Origin of the sequence: Reichenbachiella agariperforans, assembly GCF_900142205.1 — a bacterium.
Taxonomy (GTDB): domain Bacteria; phylum Bacteroidota; class Bacteroidia; order Cytophagales; family Cyclobacteriaceae; genus Reichenbachiella; species Reichenbachiella agariperforans.
This window is the reverse complement of sequence record NZ_FRAA01000009.1, coordinates 139,425-156,480: the sequence shown is the minus strand read 5'-3', so window position 1 is coordinate 156,480 and position 17,056 is coordinate 139,425. Positions and strand designations below refer to the sequence as shown.

The 17,056-nt window shown below is 43.0% G+C and carries 15 protein-coding genes; 12 read left to right on the top strand and 3 right to left on the bottom strand.

Going from position 1 to position 17,056, the window contains the following annotated elements; all coding sequences use genetic code 11:
- Positions 1 to 75: 75 nt before the first annotated feature.
- Complete coding sequence (locus tag BUB99_RS18315) at positions 76 to 489, bottom strand: hypothetical protein (RefSeq protein ID WP_073125002.1); 414 nt, start codon at positions 487 to 489, stop codon at positions 76 to 78.
- 537 nt (positions 490 to 1,026) lie between these two features.
- Between BUB99_RS18315 and BUB99_RS18310 the strand changes: the two genes are divergently transcribed.
- The 10 genes from BUB99_RS18310 (at position 1,027) to BUB99_RS18265 (ending at position 11,135) form a co-directional block, all read left to right on the top strand.
- Positions 1,027 to 2,460 (top strand): anthranilate synthase component I family protein, encoded by a 1,434-nt coding sequence (locus BUB99_RS18310; protein ID WP_073125000.1) that lies wholly within the window; start codon positions 1,027 to 1,029, stop codon positions 2,458 to 2,460.
- Positions 2,457 to 3,023, top strand: a complete 567-nt coding sequence (locus tag BUB99_RS18305) for an anthranilate synthase component II (protein ID WP_073124998.1) — start codon at positions 2,457 to 2,459, stop codon at positions 3,021 to 3,023. Before BUB99_RS18310 ends, BUB99_RS18305 begins: the two co-directional genes overlap by 4 nt.
- A gap of 12 nt (positions 3,024 to 3,035) precedes the next feature.
- Complete coding sequence (gene trpD, locus BUB99_RS18300; RefSeq protein ID WP_073124996.1) at positions 3,036 to 4,031, top strand: anthranilate phosphoribosyltransferase; 996 nt, start codon at positions 3,036 to 3,038, stop codon at positions 4,029 to 4,031.
- Positions 4,028 to 4,816 carry an indole-3-glycerol phosphate synthase TrpC gene (gene trpC, locus BUB99_RS18295; protein ID WP_073124994.1) on the top strand — a complete coding sequence of 263 codons (789 nt, stop codon included), beginning with the start codon at positions 4,028 to 4,030 and terminating at the stop codon, positions 4,814 to 4,816. The genes trpD and trpC overlap by 4 nt, the downstream gene beginning before the upstream one ends.
- Positions 4,816 to 5,433 (top strand): phosphoribosylanthranilate isomerase, encoded by a 618-nt coding sequence (locus tag BUB99_RS18290; protein WP_073124992.1) that lies wholly within the window; start codon positions 4,816 to 4,818, stop codon positions 5,431 to 5,433. The genes trpC and BUB99_RS18290 overlap by 1 nt, the downstream gene beginning before the upstream one ends.
- A gap of 8 nt (positions 5,434 to 5,441) precedes the next feature.
- Positions 5,442 to 6,623, top strand: a complete 1,182-nt coding sequence (trpB, locus tag BUB99_RS18285) for a tryptophan synthase subunit beta (protein ID WP_073124990.1) — start codon at positions 5,442 to 5,444, stop codon at positions 6,621 to 6,623.
- 21 nt (positions 6,624 to 6,644) lie between these two features.
- Positions 6,645 to 7,415 (top strand): tryptophan synthase subunit alpha, encoded by a 771-nt coding sequence (trpA, locus tag BUB99_RS18280; RefSeq protein WP_073124988.1) that lies wholly within the window; start codon positions 6,645 to 6,647, stop codon positions 7,413 to 7,415.
- Between the two features lie 129 nt (positions 7,416 to 7,544).
- A complete protein-coding gene (locus BUB99_RS18275) occupies positions 7,545 to 8,966 on the top strand; it encodes an HTTM domain-containing protein (RefSeq protein ID WP_084190659.1) in 1,422 nt (473 codons plus the stop codon).
- A gap of 76 nt (positions 8,967 to 9,042) precedes the next feature.
- Positions 9,043 to 10,539, top strand: coding sequence for a peptide MFS transporter (locus BUB99_RS18270; protein ID WP_073124984.1), 1,497 nt, complete (start codon positions 9,043 to 9,045; stop codon positions 10,537 to 10,539).
- 80 nt (positions 10,540 to 10,619) lie between these two features.
- Positions 10,620 to 11,135, top strand: coding sequence for a hypothetical protein (locus tag BUB99_RS18265; protein WP_073124982.1), 516 nt, complete (start codon positions 10,620 to 10,622; stop codon positions 11,133 to 11,135).
- Between the two features lie 108 nt (positions 11,136 to 11,243).
- Here the strand turns inward: BUB99_RS18265 and BUB99_RS18260 are convergent, their stop codons facing one another.
- Together BUB99_RS18260 and BUB99_RS18255 are read right to left on the bottom strand one after the other, a co-directional pair.
- Positions 11,244 to 11,813, bottom strand: coding sequence for a carbonic anhydrase (locus tag BUB99_RS18260; protein ID WP_073124980.1), 570 nt, complete (start codon positions 11,811 to 11,813; stop codon positions 11,244 to 11,246).
- Between the two features lie 131 nt (positions 11,814 to 11,944).
- Positions 11,945 to 14,368, bottom strand: coding sequence for an ABC transporter permease (locus tag BUB99_RS18255; protein WP_073124978.1), 2,424 nt, complete (start codon positions 14,366 to 14,368; stop codon positions 11,945 to 11,947).
- A gap of 140 nt (positions 14,369 to 14,508) precedes the next feature.
- Between BUB99_RS18255 and BUB99_RS18250 the strand changes: the two genes are divergently transcribed.
- A complete protein-coding gene (locus BUB99_RS18250) occupies positions 14,509 to 15,735 on the top strand; it encodes an ATP-binding cassette domain-containing protein (protein ID WP_073124976.1) in 1,227 nt (408 codons plus the stop codon).
- A 215-nt stretch (positions 15,736 to 15,950) separates the two neighbouring features.
- A complete protein-coding gene (locus tag BUB99_RS18245) occupies positions 15,951 to 16,814 on the top strand; it encodes a M90 family metallopeptidase (RefSeq protein WP_084190658.1) in 864 nt (287 codons plus the stop codon).
- Positions 16,815 to 17,056: the final 242 nt, after the last annotated feature.

The following is a 17,056-nucleotide window of genomic DNA, read 5'->3' as shown; positions in this document are numbered from 1 at the left end:
GATCTAAGGTCTTGATTCGGAATGTAGAGAATTTCATTCTCCTATAAACCGATGGTGCTTTCAGCCCATAATGTTTTAGTTGCCCCGCATAGGGACTAGGTGTTCGTCGGCGATGCTTCTTAAGAAATCTCTGTTGGTACTGATGTTGGGATCACTGTAGATATAGGCTGATAGATCAGCGATTACACTTGGTTTGTAACCCAGTTTCATAGCGATTTTCTCGCAGAAGTCTATTTCGGATTGGAAGACTTTGCCATCTACCTTCATCAATTGCACGACATTAAAGAGGTATTCAAACTTAGTCTCTGGTTGTAGGTCATGTAGATCGGTAATAGGGAGTGGGTTGTCTATGATTAGCTCGATTTCGTTGCTCTCCATTCCGTGTAGAGAACCGATGTAGTGTATCATCTTCGCTTCGGGCTCTGCTATGAAATTGTCTACTTTTGATAGACGAACGAGCAGGCTGAGATGTTCAGTGACTTTGGACATGAGTTTCGGTTTAGCGTTTGGTTATCTCGAACTATGCTGCTGCAAAAGTATAGATAAGGCATGGATAGAGTATGGATAGTGTATGAAATCAACATCCTATGCCTTTACGAATTTATACAACTTCTTAAAAATCTAGTGTATTGTAGATGAAATAAATTAGATGATCCATGAATGGCAGTGTGGGATAATCGTATTTAAATAATGTTTTAACTTTCCATAGCTGCTATTTCTAGTGGTTTATAAAGGGTTGGGTCTCTCAGGTTTTGAGAGGGAGTACTTTGGAAAAGCTAGACCTATTAAGATGAGGTTTAATGAATGTTGAGCTAGATGATTGAACTTGATCTATAAAAATTTAGAGGAAAGTTTTGCACTTTCGTCGGACTAGGATATAATTGCAACAATGAAAATGATAAACAAAAATATGACTTGGTGGTGGTGCATTTCTAATCAGAAGTGAACACGACCTGTGTGTATTTTATAAAAATATAACATTAGCCTTGACGTTCACAGTCAGGGCTTTTTTTTTGCTAAAAATCAATGAAAGAAGTTAAAATATATTCTAAGACCAAGGAGATACTAGGGGATTTAATCACTCCAGTCAGTATCTACCTAAGAGTAAGAGAAAAGTATCCGAATTCTTTTCTGCTAGAGAGTTCTGACTATCATGCCAAAGAAGGAAGTATATCCTATATAGGTTTTCAGCCCGTTGCGGAATTTAGAGTCGAGGAGGATAGGTTGTTTAAGAGGTTTCCAGAGGAAGAAGAGACGAGTGAAGCCTTGGCGGGGGTAGATCTTCGAGAGCAGTTTGTGTCTTTTTCGGAGTGTTTCAAGCCACAGGATGATAAACAGTACTATACCAAATCTGGCTTATTTGGCTTTACGAGTTATGAAGCAGTACAGTATTTTGAGGATATCACTTTTAATCCTTCCAAGCCAAAGAATTTTGAGATACCGCTGATGCAGTACTTTTGCTTCAAGTACGTCATCGCCTTTGATCACTTCCGTAACAAGATATTTATCACTGAAAATAGTGGTGATCCAGTGGAGAGTTATCAGGGAATCGAAAACGTGGAAGATCTCATCTTTTCGTCTAAAACTCCTCAGTTTGACTTTTCGTCTGATGGAGAGATCGAGTCGGATATGACAGATGGTGAATTTAGGGAAAACGTGCTCAAAGCCATCAAGCATAGTCAGTTGGGGGATACCTTTCAGATGGTGTTGTCGCGCAGTTTTAAGACAAGCTATGAGGGAGATGATTTCTTCCTCTATCGGGCACTCCGTAGTGTCAATCCTTCGCCTTATTTGTTCTATTTCGATTATGGTAAGTTTCGCATCTTTGGCTCTTCTCCAGAGGCACAGTTGGAGGTCAATGATGGTAAAGCAGCCATTTTTCCGATAGCGGGAACCTACCGACGTACAGGTAGTGACGAAGAAGATACCAAAGCAGCTAAGGCACTCTCCGAAGATGAGAAAGAAACTGCTGAGCATGTGATGCTCGTCGATCTAGCCCGCAATGACTTGAGTATCTCTGGGGATCAAGTCACGGTAGAGAAGTTCAAAGAGATTCAGTTTTTCTCTCACGTGATTCACCTTGTATCTAAGGTGACTACTATCCTGAGAGGAGGTAAATCAGCCATTGATTTAGCAGCGGATACGTTTCCAGCAGGGACCTTGTCTGGAGCACCGAAATACAAAGCCATGGGGTTGATCGATCAATATGATGCAACCGTGCGTGGCTATTATGGTGGGATGATCGGGTTGATGGATTTCTATGGTAATTTTAACCATGCCATTCTGATCCGTTCGTTTTTGAGTCAAGATAATCAGTTGCACTTCAGAGCTGGTGCGGGAGTGGTAGCCAAATCTGACCCAGATAGCGAGGTGCAGGAAGTTTACAACAAAATAGGGGCATTGAAGACCGCTATAGAGAAAGCCAATAGTTTGAATCAAGCCCAAAGAAAAGCGAAATGAAGACCTTAGTATTAGATAATTACGATTCGTTCACCTATAATCTGGTTCATATCATCCGTGAACTCGAAGGAGATGAAAACCTCGATGTATTTAGAAACGACCAGATAGCCTTGGCCGATGTGGCCAAATATGACCGGATACTACTATCTCCTGGGCCAGGGTTGCCCAAAGACAGTGGTATACTCATGGATACGATCCGTACCTATGCACCAGATAAGAATATTTTGGGCGTATGCCTAGGACACCAAGCGATTGCGGAGTGCTTTGGTGGTGCGCTCTATAATCTGCCTGACGTACTGCATGGTATTGCGACCAATGTCCATGTCAAAGCTGAGGATGCGCTCTTTAAGGGGTTACCTGAGCAGTTCAAGATTTGCCGTTACCACAGTTGGGCAGTAGACCCTAATCAGACAGGGGATATTATGGTCACGGCTGTCGATGATAATAATGAGGTGATGGCACTGGCGCACAAAGAATATAGTCTTCGTGGCGTACAATTTCACCCAGAGTCGATACTTACAGAGCATGGTATCCAGATGATGGATAATTGGATGAAACTATAAGAGGTCTTAGAGATGAAAGAATTATTAGAGAAACTAACAGGAGGCTATGTCTTGCCCAAGGCAGAAGCACAAGAGACACTGATGAAGCTGGCACAGGGAGAGTATAATCCTAGCCAGTTGGCAGCCTTTCTGACGATCTATCGCATGCGAGGGATTCAAGCACATGAGCTGTCAGGCTTCAAAGATGCGATGTTGGCGCTATGTCATGCGATCGATTTGAGTGCCTATGACGCCATGGATATGTGCGGTACAGGAGGTGACGGTAAGGATACTTTCAATATATCGACCACTTCGTCTTTTGTCGTGGCTGGGGCAGGGCAGATGGTGTCCAAGCATGGTAATAATAGTGTGTCTTCTAACTGTGGTTCATCTAACTTGTTGAGCCATTTTGGGTACGAGTTTACTGCGGAGGAGTCCGTTTTGCAGAGGAGTATGGAGACAGCAGGGATATGCTTCTTGCATGCGCCACTTTTCCATCCTGCGATGAAAAATGTAGCTCCAGTGCGTAGAGATCTAGGAATCAAGACATTTTTTAATATGCTAGGCCCTTTGGTTAACCCGAGCAAGCCAGCCAAGCAGTTGATGGGAGTGTACAGCCTAGAGGTTGCACAGCTGTACCAGGATCTGCACCGCGAAGAAGGTCGTGATTGTGCTATCGTACATGCCGTGGATGGGTATGATGAGATTTCCTTGACTGGTGATTTTAAGGTGTACACCAAAGACGAAATACTGACTTTTTCTCCAGAAGATGTTGGATTGAAGCGAATCTCTCCAGCCGCGATTCATGGGGGAGAGACCGTAGCGGATTCAGCCAAGATATTTGAACAAGTGCTCAAAGGTGAGGCTACAGCAGCTCAAACAGACGTGGTGCTTGCCAATGCAGGCCTAGCGCTCTATATGGGGCAAGGATTAGGGAGTTTTGAAGAAGGGATCACGAAAGCCAAAGAGTCTATCGACTCGGGTGCAGCGTATCAGTGTTTTAAGAAGTTTATCCAAGTAGGGAAATGAATGTTTTAGATAAAATAGTAGCTGAAAAGCGAAAGGAAGTTGCAGCGCAAAAGGCTTTGTTCTCCATAGATCAATTGACTAAGATGCCAGATTTTGATAGGTCAGGTATCTCTACGGCTCAGCGGTTGAAAAGCTCAGTATTGCCGGGGATTATCTCGGAGTTTAAACGCCAGTCTCCATCCAAAGGGGTGATTAACGACCGTGTGGATGTGATGAAAGTGGCTAAGGGCTACTGTGAAGCAGGTGCTTCTGCGATCTCTATCCTTACCGATGAGCCTTTCTTTGGTGGGACGATAGAGGATTTGCAACGAGCGAGACCGCATGTTACTTGCCCGATCCTCCGAAAGGATTTTATCATCGATGAGTATCAGATATACAAAACCAAGGCGATTGGAGCGGACTTGATGCTGCTGATTGCTGCTATTCTGACCAAAGAGGAGATAACGCACTTTACCAAAGTGGCGCATGATCTGGGGTTAGAGGTGTTGTTAGAGATTCACAACGAAGAGGAGTTTCGTCAGGGGTATATTTCAGAAGTAGACATTTTGGGGGTGAATAATAGGGACTTGAAACGATTCAAAACGACGATTCAGAACTCTATCGATCTGTCGGAGGTTCTACCCAAGGAGCAACTCAAAATATCCGAAAGTGGCATCTCCACGACGAAGGATATGGCCGAACTCATAGCAGTAGGGTATAAGGGCTTTTTGATCGGTGAGCAGTTCATGAAGCACGATGATCCAGCCGCAGAGCTTAAGAAATTCATGACAGAAGAGCTTGTGTGATGCAGATTAAAGTATGTGGTATACGACACAAGGAGAATTTGGATCAATTGATCGATTCATCGGTGGATTACATTGGTTTTATTTTCTACCCTAAGTCCAAACGTTTCTTTTTGGATGGTAGCTTGTCGTCGAATGACCTGCGAGCTTTGGACAAGGAAAAGGTAGGCGTGTTTGTTAACGAGCAGGTAGAAGAGGTTCTGACCATCGCCAAGGAATATCACTTAGACGTATTACAGTTGCATGGAGACGAATCCTCCCGTGACTGTGCAGTGCTCAGAGCGGCTGGATATCAGGTCTGGAAGGCTTTTCCAGTCTATGATCATTTGCCAAAGAAATTGGACGAATATACCGAGTATGTGGATGCGTTTTTGTTCGATACCAAAGGGGTAGACCATGGCGGGAATGGAGTCAAGTTTGACTGGTCTGTGCTAGAACAATACCAAATGACTGTGCCACTGATTCTTAGTGGAGGGATTGGCCCAGAGGATGTAGAAAGAGTCCGTGCCTTGGGTATAGAACAGTTGATAGCCATTGATGTCAATAGCCGTTTCGAGATCGAACCAGGGCTAAAAGACGTGGATGTGCTCAAGAAATTTATAAGCGAAACGAAGAAGTAGTAGAAGATATGAAAACTAGTCTGAACCCCGACGAACGTGGGTATTATGGGAGTTTTGGCGGGGCGTTTATCCCCGAGATGATGCAAGCCAATGTAGCTGAGCTGCAAGAGAAATATTTGGATATTATCGGGACTCAGGAGTTTAAGGATGAGTTCGATGTTTTACTCAGAGACTACGTCGGTAGACCGAGTCCTTTGTATTTGGCGACTCGCCTGTCAGAGAAATATGAAACCAATGTTTATCTCAAAAGGGAGGATTTGAACCATACTGGAGCGCACAAAATTAACAACTCACTGGGTCAGATTATTTTAGCGAAAAAGCTAGGGAAGAAGCGTATTATCGCCGAGACGGGTGCAGGACAACATGGGGTAGCGACTGCTACGGCTTGTGCTTTGATGGGCTTGGAATGTACGGTCTTTATGGGGGAGTTAGATGTGAAACGCCAAGCTCCGAATGTCGGTAGAATGAAGATGCTCGGTGCGCAGGTAGTACCGGTGTCTTCGGGATCGAAAACACTCAAGGATGCGACCAATGAAGCGATGCGGTATTGGATTGCAAATCCTTTCGATACACACTACATCATAGGCTCTGTCGTGGGGCCTCATCCGTACCCAGATATGGTTGCTAAGTTCCAGTCTGTGATCAGCGAAGAAATCAGAAAACAGCTCAAAGAAAAGACAGGCTCAGAACTGCCTGATGTGGTGATTGCATGTGTCGGCGGAGGGAGCAATGCAACGGGTGCATTCTACCATTTTCTGGAGGAAGAAAAGGTACGATTGATCGCCGCAGAGGCAGCTGGTAAAGGGCTCGAATCTGGCTTCACTGCAGCAGCAACCTTCAAGGGAGTGAGTGGGATATTGCATGGTAGCAAGACCTTGTTTATGCAGACCGATGATGGTCAAGTGGTAGAGCCACATTCGATATCTGCGGGCTTGGATTACCCAGGTATTGGTCCAGCGCTGGCACACTGGTTTGAGACGGGACGTGTGGAGTATCAAGCAATCACAGATGAAGATGCTATGCAGTCTGGCTTGGAATTGTGCAAATTGGAAGGGATTATTCCTGCAGTAGAATCCTCACATGCTTTGGCAGTTTTGGACAAGACGAAGTTTGGTAAAGATGAACATGTCGTTGTGAATTTGTCAGGTCGAGGGGACAAAGATTTAGAGACCTATTTGAAATATTTGTAATCGATCATAAGCTTAGAGAAGATGAGTAATAGAATAAATACAGTACTGGAATCAAAGGATAATATCTTATCTATCTACTTTACCGCAGGATATCCAAAATTGGATGATACCATGAAAGTACTGGTAGAGTTGGAGCGTAGTGGAGCGGATATGATCGAAGTAGGGGTGCCGTTTTCAGACCCGATCGCAGATGGCCCAACGATACAACATAGTAATACGGTAGCTTTAGATAATGGCATGTCGGTTCAGTTGCTTTTTGATCAGTTGTCAGGCGTGAGAGATAAGGTGTCTTTGCCGTTGATTATGATGAGTTCCTTGAACCCGATTATACAATATGGCTTTGAACAGTTTTGTCAGAAATGCCAAGAAGTAGGAGCGGATGGGTTGATCATTCCTGATCTCCCAGTGGAGGAGTATATCAGCGAGTATAAGGATGTCGTGGAGCGCTATGGTTTGCGTAATATTATCCTGATCACTCCTTCATCTACAGATGCCAGGATCAGGTTGATTGACGAACATACGGATAGCTTTATTTACATGGTTTCGTCCGCTGCTACGACAGGTGTGAATAAGAATTTCAGCCAAGATTTTGAAGCCTTTGCTAAACGACTCCAAGCGATGAATTTGAAGAATCCTCTGGTGACTGGTTTCGGGATCAAGGATAAGGAATCCTTTGATCAAGTGACGAAATTTTCGAAAGGAGGGATCATAGGGAGTGCTTTTGTAAAGGCTGTAGCAGAGGGAGATGATGCTGTCGCTTCGACGGCTAAATTTATGCGTGAATTCGCGTGATTATTCAATTTAGCCTAATCTAAAAATTATGATTTTAAAATCTATTATTCAGATAGTTATAAGTATCTATTGGTATAATAGGTTTTAGGTGCTGTGTCTCTTCGGAAAGTGTTGTGAAATAAGCTAAAAATGAAGCGTTTTTGTAAATATCTAGAGAGGATTTCGATCATGGATCTACGGTCTTTGGCCGTATTTAGGATGTTGCTAGGCGTTTTTGTGTTACTAGATCTTTGGGTGAGATTCGAGGATTTAGAGATGTTTTATACAGACGATGGAGTGTTGCAGTCGGCTGATGTTTTGAAAATGTATGGGTCTATTCATGCATGGTATGGTACTGCTGATTGGCAGTACTTTTTGTTTGGGCTTACTGCACTTTTTTCTTTGATGATAGCACTGGGTTTTTTTACCAAGTGGGCGACTGTTGCTACTTATGTTTTGATAGTGTCATTGCAGCTGCGAAACCCGGCGGTTAACAATGCTGGAGATTTGCTCTTGGCTTGCGTGCTTTGCTTGTCTATCTTTCTTCCTATCGCCAAGGTTTGGTCTATGGATGCTCGCAGAAAACCGACTGACTTAGAATCTCAATTCGGCTTTAGTTCTCCATGGACTTTTTTGTTTCTCCTTCAGTTGATTTTGATGTACTCGATGGCGGGAATGTCCAAGAATAATGGAACTTGGAATTTCGATGGGCTTGGAATTTTTTATAGTATGAATCTTCATACCTATGCCAAGAAGAGTGCTTTATTTTTATTGGGTTATTCATGGTTGATGTGGTTGTTGAATTATGCCACCCTTTTTCTTGAACGCTTCCTCTGGTGGGGACTTTTGATTCCCAAGTATCGTGGTATCATGAGGGCTGTATTGGTGATCTCTTATGTGCTTTTTCATTTTGGTTTGTTCTGGTTTATGGAGCTTGGAATGTTTCCTTGGCTAGGGATGATCTTATGGGTGGCGGTTATTCCTTCTGGATTTTGGGAGTGGTTTACTCGAAGAGATAGATCGAGTAAAATATGGGATAAGTACAATATTGAATTTCAGTCTCACTGGAGGGGACGCTGGAGTTTTATCGCAGCAAGCCTGTTTTTGTTTGTGATGATCTATAGTGGGATGAGGTCTAAAAAGGTCATTCCGTATCAGACACATTTGTCTCGATTTGTTCGCCAATCTCGTCTTAACCAAAGCTGGAATTTGTTTGGTGGTCCTAAGAAATCTGACGGATGGCTAGTGATCGAAGCACAACTTTCGGATGGGACTTGGGTTGATTTCTTGCAGGGTGGAGATTCGGTCACTTGGAAAAAACCAGCAGTCTGTTCGGCTATGTATCCTAATCACAGACAGAGAAAGTTCTATAAGAATCTACGAACTGGAAGAGGCGTTTCTCGCACGAAATATTTGGACTGGGCGATGCAGTCATGGAACGAAAATCATAGAGAAAATCCTGTTAAAGATGCTGCGATATATTACATGAGTGAGGAGATACTGCCTGGCGGTAATTTTACACCAGTGCAGAAGAAACGCCTAGCATATCGAAAGGTCAAAAGCGTTGATTGACCGATTATAAAAAGCTTTTATTATTTCAGGTAAATTCTTACTATTTTGGCGATCGATTACAACCCAAAAAGATAAGATGGAAGATTTGAGAGAAAAGAAATTGTTTGGTCACCCGAGGGGATTGACTGTATTGTTCTTTACGGAAATGTGGGAGCGTTTCAGTTACTACGGAATGCGCGGATTGCTCGTGCTCTACTTGGTAGATGATATAGCCAACGGAGGGTTTGGGTGGAGCCAAGTAGAGGCGCTGTCCCTTTATGGTACATATACAATGATGGTCTACATCATGGGGATTCCAGGAGGAATACTCGCCGATAAATTTGTAGGTCAAAAGAAAGCCGTCATGATAGGTGGTGGACTATTGGTGCTCGGTCATGGTGTCATGGCGCTGCCTGGTGAGATGGTGTTCTATGCCGCGATTACATTGATAGTTCTGGGAGTCGGCGCACTCAAGGCCAATATCTCGACTATGGTGGGACAATTGTATAAGCAAGGGGATCCACGCCGTGACAAAGGCTTTACGATATTTTATATGGGGATCAATCTAGGTTCGGCGTTATCTTCGCTGATCGTCGGATATGTAGGTCAGGTATATGGTTGGCACTGGGGATTTGGATTGGCTGGTATAGGGATGCTTTTTGGTCAAATTCAATTTATGTTGGGCGGAAAATATCTCGAAGGTATAGGAGAGTTGAAAAAATCAGAATCAATAGAGGAGGCTTTGCCCGATCAATCGGTTCACCTTGCACGGCTTAAACAAAACCCTTTGTCTATAATCGTGATCGCATTGGTCGCAATGCTCGGAGCTTATGTTTTTGTGGATGTGAGTTATCTCTTTGGGGTGATGATTATTATCGCATCGGTGTTTTTGGGTGTTGGGATCAATATTTATAAATATGAACTCAATAAGATAGAGAGAGATAGAGTAGTGGTGTTATTGATATCCTTTCTCATGGTGATTGCATTTTTTGGTGCATTTGAACAAGCAGGTGGTTTGATGAATCTCTACACAGATCAAAAGACGGACAAAAGTGTGTTTGGGTGGTTTGAGATGACAGCTGCGCAGTTCCAGTTTTTCAATCCAGGCTTTATTCTTTTGTTTGGTATTCCTGTGGCTGGTTTTTGGGCATGGATGAGTAACAAAGGCAAGGAAGACTCTGCACTATTCAAAATGGCTACTGGCAACATGATCATGGGGTTAGGTTTTGTACTCATGGTCGGCGCTACGATCCAAGCGTCGGGAGGGAATCTGGCGAGTATGTGGTGGATCGTAGGGGCTTACTTACTTCATACAGTAGGCGAATTATGTTTGTCTCCAGTATCGCTTTCTTTTGTGACAAAGTTGGCTCCTGTCAAATATGGGTCGATCATGATGGGCCTTTATTTTGCGATGACAGGTCTAGGTAACAAGGTTGCAGGTCTACTGGGAGAATCAGCTTCACATTTTGGGGAGTATGAGGTTTTTGCTGGGATTGGAATCTTCTCGGTAGTGTTTGGTCTGCTATTGGTCGTCTTCTTGAGGAAACTCAAAAAACTCACTCATGGGGCTGAAGATATTGCCTTAGAATCCTAATTTCTATTGGATTGTTTATAGTTTAATCCTGTGAGATGACTAGTTTTGCTACTAATTAATTCACTTAATAAAATTCAATCATGAAAAAAATATTAGTAGCAATAGCTTTAATAATAACGACAGGAGCAGGCTTACGAGCACAAGAGATAGGTGGTAGAGTAGGTGATGTTGGAGGGAATAATGTTGCAGTTGATGCGGTATTCTCTTTAGGCGAATTTAGCAGACTACATGGTAATGTTTCTTTTGGAGTAGACAGACACCCTGGCTACAATGATAGTTTTGGTTTTGGTGCAGATTTACTTTGGGACTTCTTTTATAAGCCATTGACTATTGGTGGAGAGGATGGATTTAATTGGTACATTGGTGCTGGACCATCTATGTTTGTTGGTGGTAATGGTGGTTTCTATCACTATGATGATTATGATGATAGTGTATTCTTATTTGGTGTTAGTGCTGAGTTTGGATTAGAGTATCATTTTGATTTTCCATTGGCAGTAGGTGTAGATGTTAGACCCACTTTTTGGATAGTAGAAGATACATTCATTGAGCCGTTTGGTGCTGGAGTAATGGCGAGATATGTATTCGGACAGAACTAAGAATGACAAGTACCTACTGAGCTTATTCAGTAGATGCAAATATTGATAAAACAAAAAGAGGCTTCCCTTCAGGGAAGCCTCTTTTTGTTTTACTGTGAAATAGGAGTTTTAGAATCCAAACTCTACTTCGCCAGTCGATAGGCTGTAGTAGCCAGAGACTAATTCCAAGCCATCATTTTTTACCGCATTTTTGATAATGTCTGATTTTTCAAGCAAAGTCGCGATCGAGTGATTTGCATTTTCTTTGATTATATCCGTTACAGGAGCATCTTTACCGAGTTTGTCAACCGAAGGCTGGATGTAACTCACGAGTTTGTTTAAGTTGGGGCCATTGTCTCCGCCAGCAACTGCTGCACCAACTGCACCACAACTTTCATGTCCCATAGATACGATTAGTTTAGTCCCTAGATTAGCGACTGCATATTCTATACTAGCAATAGTAGAGGTATTGGCCACATTTCCAGCTACTCTGAGTATAAAGAGTTCTCCGAGACCTGTATCGAATGCGAGCTCTGGTGCAACACGGCTATCTGCACATGATAGGATGATTGCATAAGGGCTTTGACCTTCAGTCAAGTGCTGTCTTGCGTCTTGGTTTTGTGTGGCGGCTGTTGGTTTACCTGATACGAATCTGGCGTTACCGTCTTTTAGTCTACTAAGTGCTTCTTGTGAATTCATTGGTCTAATATTTTATTTGCTGTTAACTATGTAGAAAATTAATTCAAAGGGCGCAAAAAACATGTCTGTTTGGACTAATTAATTGAAGTCTAATCACATTCTAATACTGTGAGGCTTATGACAGTGTAGTTCTAATCTTGTCTTAACGCTTCGACTGGATTTTTCAATGAAGCACGGATGGTTTGAAAACTAATGGCAATCGAACCGATCAAGAAGACGACTAGAGTGGCGAGTATATAGGTCCAAGGACTGACGCTGAGACGACTCGCAAAATTCTGTAGCCAGTAGTCTGTAGCAAAGTAGGCCAAAGGCCAAGCGATCAGTGTGGAAACCGCAATCAGTTTAATGATTTCCGTAGATAGTAGTTGAACGAGAGATTGGGTGCTTGCTCCTAGGACTTTGCGGATACCTATCTCTTTTTTGCGAATCGCCAAGGTGTAGGTGATGAGACCTATTAACCCCAAACATGCAATGAATATTGATAGCACAGCAAATACCAAAAAGACTTGGCCTGTGGTAGATTCAGATTTATATAGTTTTTGATAGTCCTCTTCAAAGAAAAAATACTGAAAGGGCTTGCCATAACTGTGGTCATACCAAGTCGATTCTATGTAACTAATTGTCTCATTTACGTTGTTTGTCGTGTTGATTTTGACAATAGCATAACCTTCGAGGTTGCCAGGCATCAGTGTCAGTATAGTAGGAGGAATCTGTCGATGTAGTGATTCAATGTGGTAGTCTTCTACGACTCCAATTATCGTCAAGTAGTCTATGCTACCATCCCGGTTTTTGTTGATAAAACGTTTGCCAAGTGGCTCATCATATCCTAGTGATTTGACAGTCGCTTCGTTGATCACTACAGCACTCGAGTCGCTGGGATAGTCTCTAGAGAAGAATCTTCCTTGCGTTAATTTCAGTCCCATCAATTCCCCATAGCCATAACTCACATTGTTTTGATACAAAATATAGGGTAGCTCAGGCTCTTCTTCTTTGATGAATGCATTGTTGTTGTAGCGATCCTTGCCTGGTATAGAGACGGAGTTGGCTACTGCACTGACGTTTGGGTTTTGGAGTATACGCGTTTTGAAGAGTTCGAGATTGGCTCGTAGCACATCTGGACGCCTGATGACGACTACTTGTTCTTTATCAAAACCAAGGTTCTTAGTCATCATATAGTTGGTTTGGCTGTAGACGACCACCGTACCGATGATAATCACGATGGATGCTGTGAACTGCACGATCACCAACAGGTTTCTCAGCCAGCCTGATTTGACTCCAGAACGGTAGCTGCCTTTGAGTACCTGTGCTGGTTTGAATGCTGCCAATACAAATGCTGGATAGAATCCTGCCAGTATACCGATGACAACTGCCAATCCGAGCATAATGAGCCATGCGATATAGTTAGTCGTCATGTCTATCGACAGCTCTTTGCCAATGAGGGCCGTAAAGTAGGGCATGAGGAACACGATCAATATATAAGCTACAGCAGTTGAGAGTAAGGATAGGATGATGGACTCGAAAATAAATTGAAAAATTAACCCTTGTCTAGACGAACCCGATACTTTGCGAACCCCGACTTCCTTGGCACGCGAGGAGGACTGTGCTGTGGCTAGGTTGACGAAGTTAATCACCGCAATGAATAGTAGAATGATAGCGATCAGGCTATAGATGTAGATATATGAGATGTCACTGTTGGCCTCCAATTCACTGTCTGAGTCAGAGTAAAGGTGAATGTCTTCTAGGGGCATGAGGTAATAACGAAACGAATTGCCTGACGCGCCGAACTCATCCATCGTGATTCCTAAGAACTGTTCTATTTGAGGCCCCATGTATTTGGTGACCATAGTTTGCATTTTGGATTCAAAGTGCGTTCGATCTGCATTCGGGTTCAGTGTGAGGTATGTGTAGAAGTTATGTGATACCCATTGATTGTTGTCCCAAAATTTATAGGTGCTAATCGAGCCTAGCATGTCAAAATGTATGTGAGAGTGATCAGGAATGTCTGCTAGGACACCTGTGACGGTATAGAAGATAGTGTCTTGTTCTACGGTGATTTTTTTGCCCATGGGGTTTTCATTTCCAAAGTATTTTTTCGCATAGGATTCGGTTAATATCATGGACCTGGGGTGAACCAAAGCCGTTTTTGGGTCTCCCGCTAGTAAGTTGAAATCAAATACATCGAAAAAGCTGGAATCCGCAAATAGTACGCCGTCTTCGTTGAATTTTTTGTCTCCATAGCCGATATACCAGGCACCACTTTCTTTGACCCGAGTTACTTTGTCGACTTCTGGGTAGTCGTTGACGAGCGCCTTTGACATAGGAGAGGCAGAGACAGCCATGTCCATGCTTTGTCCCATGGCTTGCCCAGCGACATGCACACGGTAGGTGTTTTGGGCGTTGCTATGGAAGGTGTCATAGCTTAGTTCATTGTATATGTACAAGGATATAAAAATGAAGCTGGCGATACCGATGGCAAGACCACTGATATTGAGAATGAAGTAGCTCTGGTGCTTCTGGAGGTTTCTTATCGCGGTGATGTAGTAGTTTTTGAGCATGTTGTTTGCGTTTTAGCAGGATAGCCAGTTCTTCGTTGCTGTCGTTTAAAATCCTATTTTGTTCATTGGACGAAGTTGACCTAGCTTTTATTACAAGAGGAGTTAAAAATTAATGGAAGGGATTCTATCTTAGCGATTAGATGAGCAAAACAAAACACTGGAATATCTTAGTTCCGAATGGAGCAGGGAAAGAAGAGTTGATCAAGAAACTGAGCAGTCAGTCAGTGATCTTACCTGATGTCAATGGCAAAGAGACCGTACTCTATTCTGCCATAGCACTTGCCAAATATATCAGGGAGGAAGAAGTGCATGATATATATGAAGTAACCAATGATAGAGGGCAGACGCTCAAGTCTATGTCTAGCGGTGAGCGAAAGCGTGCTTTGTTGGCACATATCCTCAAAAGTAAGCCTAAGGCTATCGTGCTGGACAACCCGCTAGATAGTCTTGACATAGCAGGAAGAGAAGCGTTGATGGTGCAGATAGAGGTGCAGTCTGATACTGTATCTATGATCAATGTTGTCAGTCGTAGGCGTGATTTTCTAACCTTTGCTGATGAGAGTTTGTGTTATGAGAATGGGCAACTGATTCCTCTCGTCGCTAATACGGAGGGTAGTGTAGAAGTTAATTTTGACCAAGAAATCCCTGCGCCGATCAGTCCAGTGATATTGAACGAAGAGGTGCTTATCTACATGAAAGATGTGAAAGTCTCCTATGGTGACCGTTGTATTTTGCAACATATCAGTTGGGAGATCAAGAGAGGAGAGTTTTGGCAACTCAAAGGTCCCAATGGCGCAGGTAAGACGACGTTACTTACGATGATCACAGGCGATAACCCAAAAGCATTTGGTCAGGATATTCGTTTGTTTGGCTATCAGAAGGGAAGCGGGGAGTCTGTTTGGGATATCAAACGAAATATTGGATACTATACTTCTACGATGACCTATGAGTTTTGGCGAAACCAGAGTATCGAGTATATGATCATATCAGGGTACTATGATTCTGTGGGACTCTATGATAGACCTACAGAGCTGCAGCGCAAACGCACAGAGGCTTGGCTGGATTTGATAGGTCTCAAAGAAAAGAAAGATAAGCCATTCGTAGATTTACCGATAGGATGGAGGCGACTCGTACTCATCGTTCGGGCGATGGTCAAGCACCCGCCACTGTTGATATTAGATGAACCTACCTCTGATCTGGATGATGCCAATACAGGGCTAATGACTGCTCTGATCAATAAGATCGCTAAGGAAAGTAATACGGCCATCCTCTACGTTTCACATCAGGATGAACCGGGGCTAACTCCTGACAAAGTCTATCATTTGCTCCCGAGTGAGACCGGTTCTGTTGGTAGCGAAGAGGCTTGATGGGTGTTGTTCAGGTTTTACTTAAAGAGCCGAATCACATACGAGTATTTAGACAAAACGTGATGCTCTTATGTCTAAAACCTAGTGTCTAGTCATCTAAGGTCTTGATTCGGTGATGTAGAGATATTTATGTCCCACTAAGCCTATCGAATTTTCAGTCCATAGTATGGTAGAGTTTAATTTTGAATTGTACAATTTCGGGTAAAATTTGATTTATGCAGACTTCATTTACTACACGACTGTTTTTAGGGATACTCTTTTTTGTGGGGATCATCATGGGGATTGGTGTGTACCAAGATGCTTTGGGTATCGTTTGGTTCTTGGTCGTATTAGGTATGATGGCTGGCTTACTCTTTCGGTCTTACCGTATAGCACGTAGTGCAGCCGTTGCTTTCAATCCCCAGTGGCGTGAGGTATTAGCTTCTAAAGTTAGTTTTTATCAAGATTTGGATCGTTCAGATCAGGCAGTCTTCGAAGAGCGAGTTGCTGTTTTTTTCTCTACTATTAAAATCACGGCTGTAGATTTTGAGTTGGATGATGAGTGTCGCCTTTTGGTGGCGGCTAGTTCTATTGTGCCTTTTTGGGATTTGCCGCGGTGGCAGTATGGATCGTTACAGGAAGTGATCGTGTACTCGGGGCACTTTGATGAGAACTATCAGATCAGTGAAGATCATCATATATTAGGTATGGTTGGTAGTGGGGGCAATATGGATCATGTGATGCTGCTGTCCAAACCTGCTCTGTATTCAGGCTTTGACAATAAAACCAACAAAAATCATGTCGGCTTTCATGAGTTTGCACACTTGCTTGACAAGTCGGATGGTGATGTAGATGGAATCCCAGAGCTCTTTCTGCCAAAGGAAATGGTGAATCCGTGGACTAAACTGGTGCATCGTGAGATTGGCCGGATCAAGGCCGATGAATCAGATATTAATCCCTATGGAGCCACCTCGGATGCTGAATTTTTTGCAGTGATCTCAGAGTACTATCATAAGCGTCCTCATCTGTTAGAGAAAAAACACCCTGATCTATTCAAGATGCTTCAGATGATCTATCACCCGCAGATTGTTGAGGGGTAAACTCGGTAGACAGGTTCGATGCTTTATTCCAATCATTCAAATTAACCTCAAGGACTTATAAGAGATGGTTATTCACGAAAAACAATCATGAATGTCGAACAATGAATCTTGAATCACGAAGTAATCCTCGATCTCTCACCAGAAATACGGATTGATCCTTGAAGTCCGGGTTTATGAATAACAGCGAGAAACAAAAAAGCCATTTATCAGTGATAAATGGCTTTTGATTTTTTGTATCAACA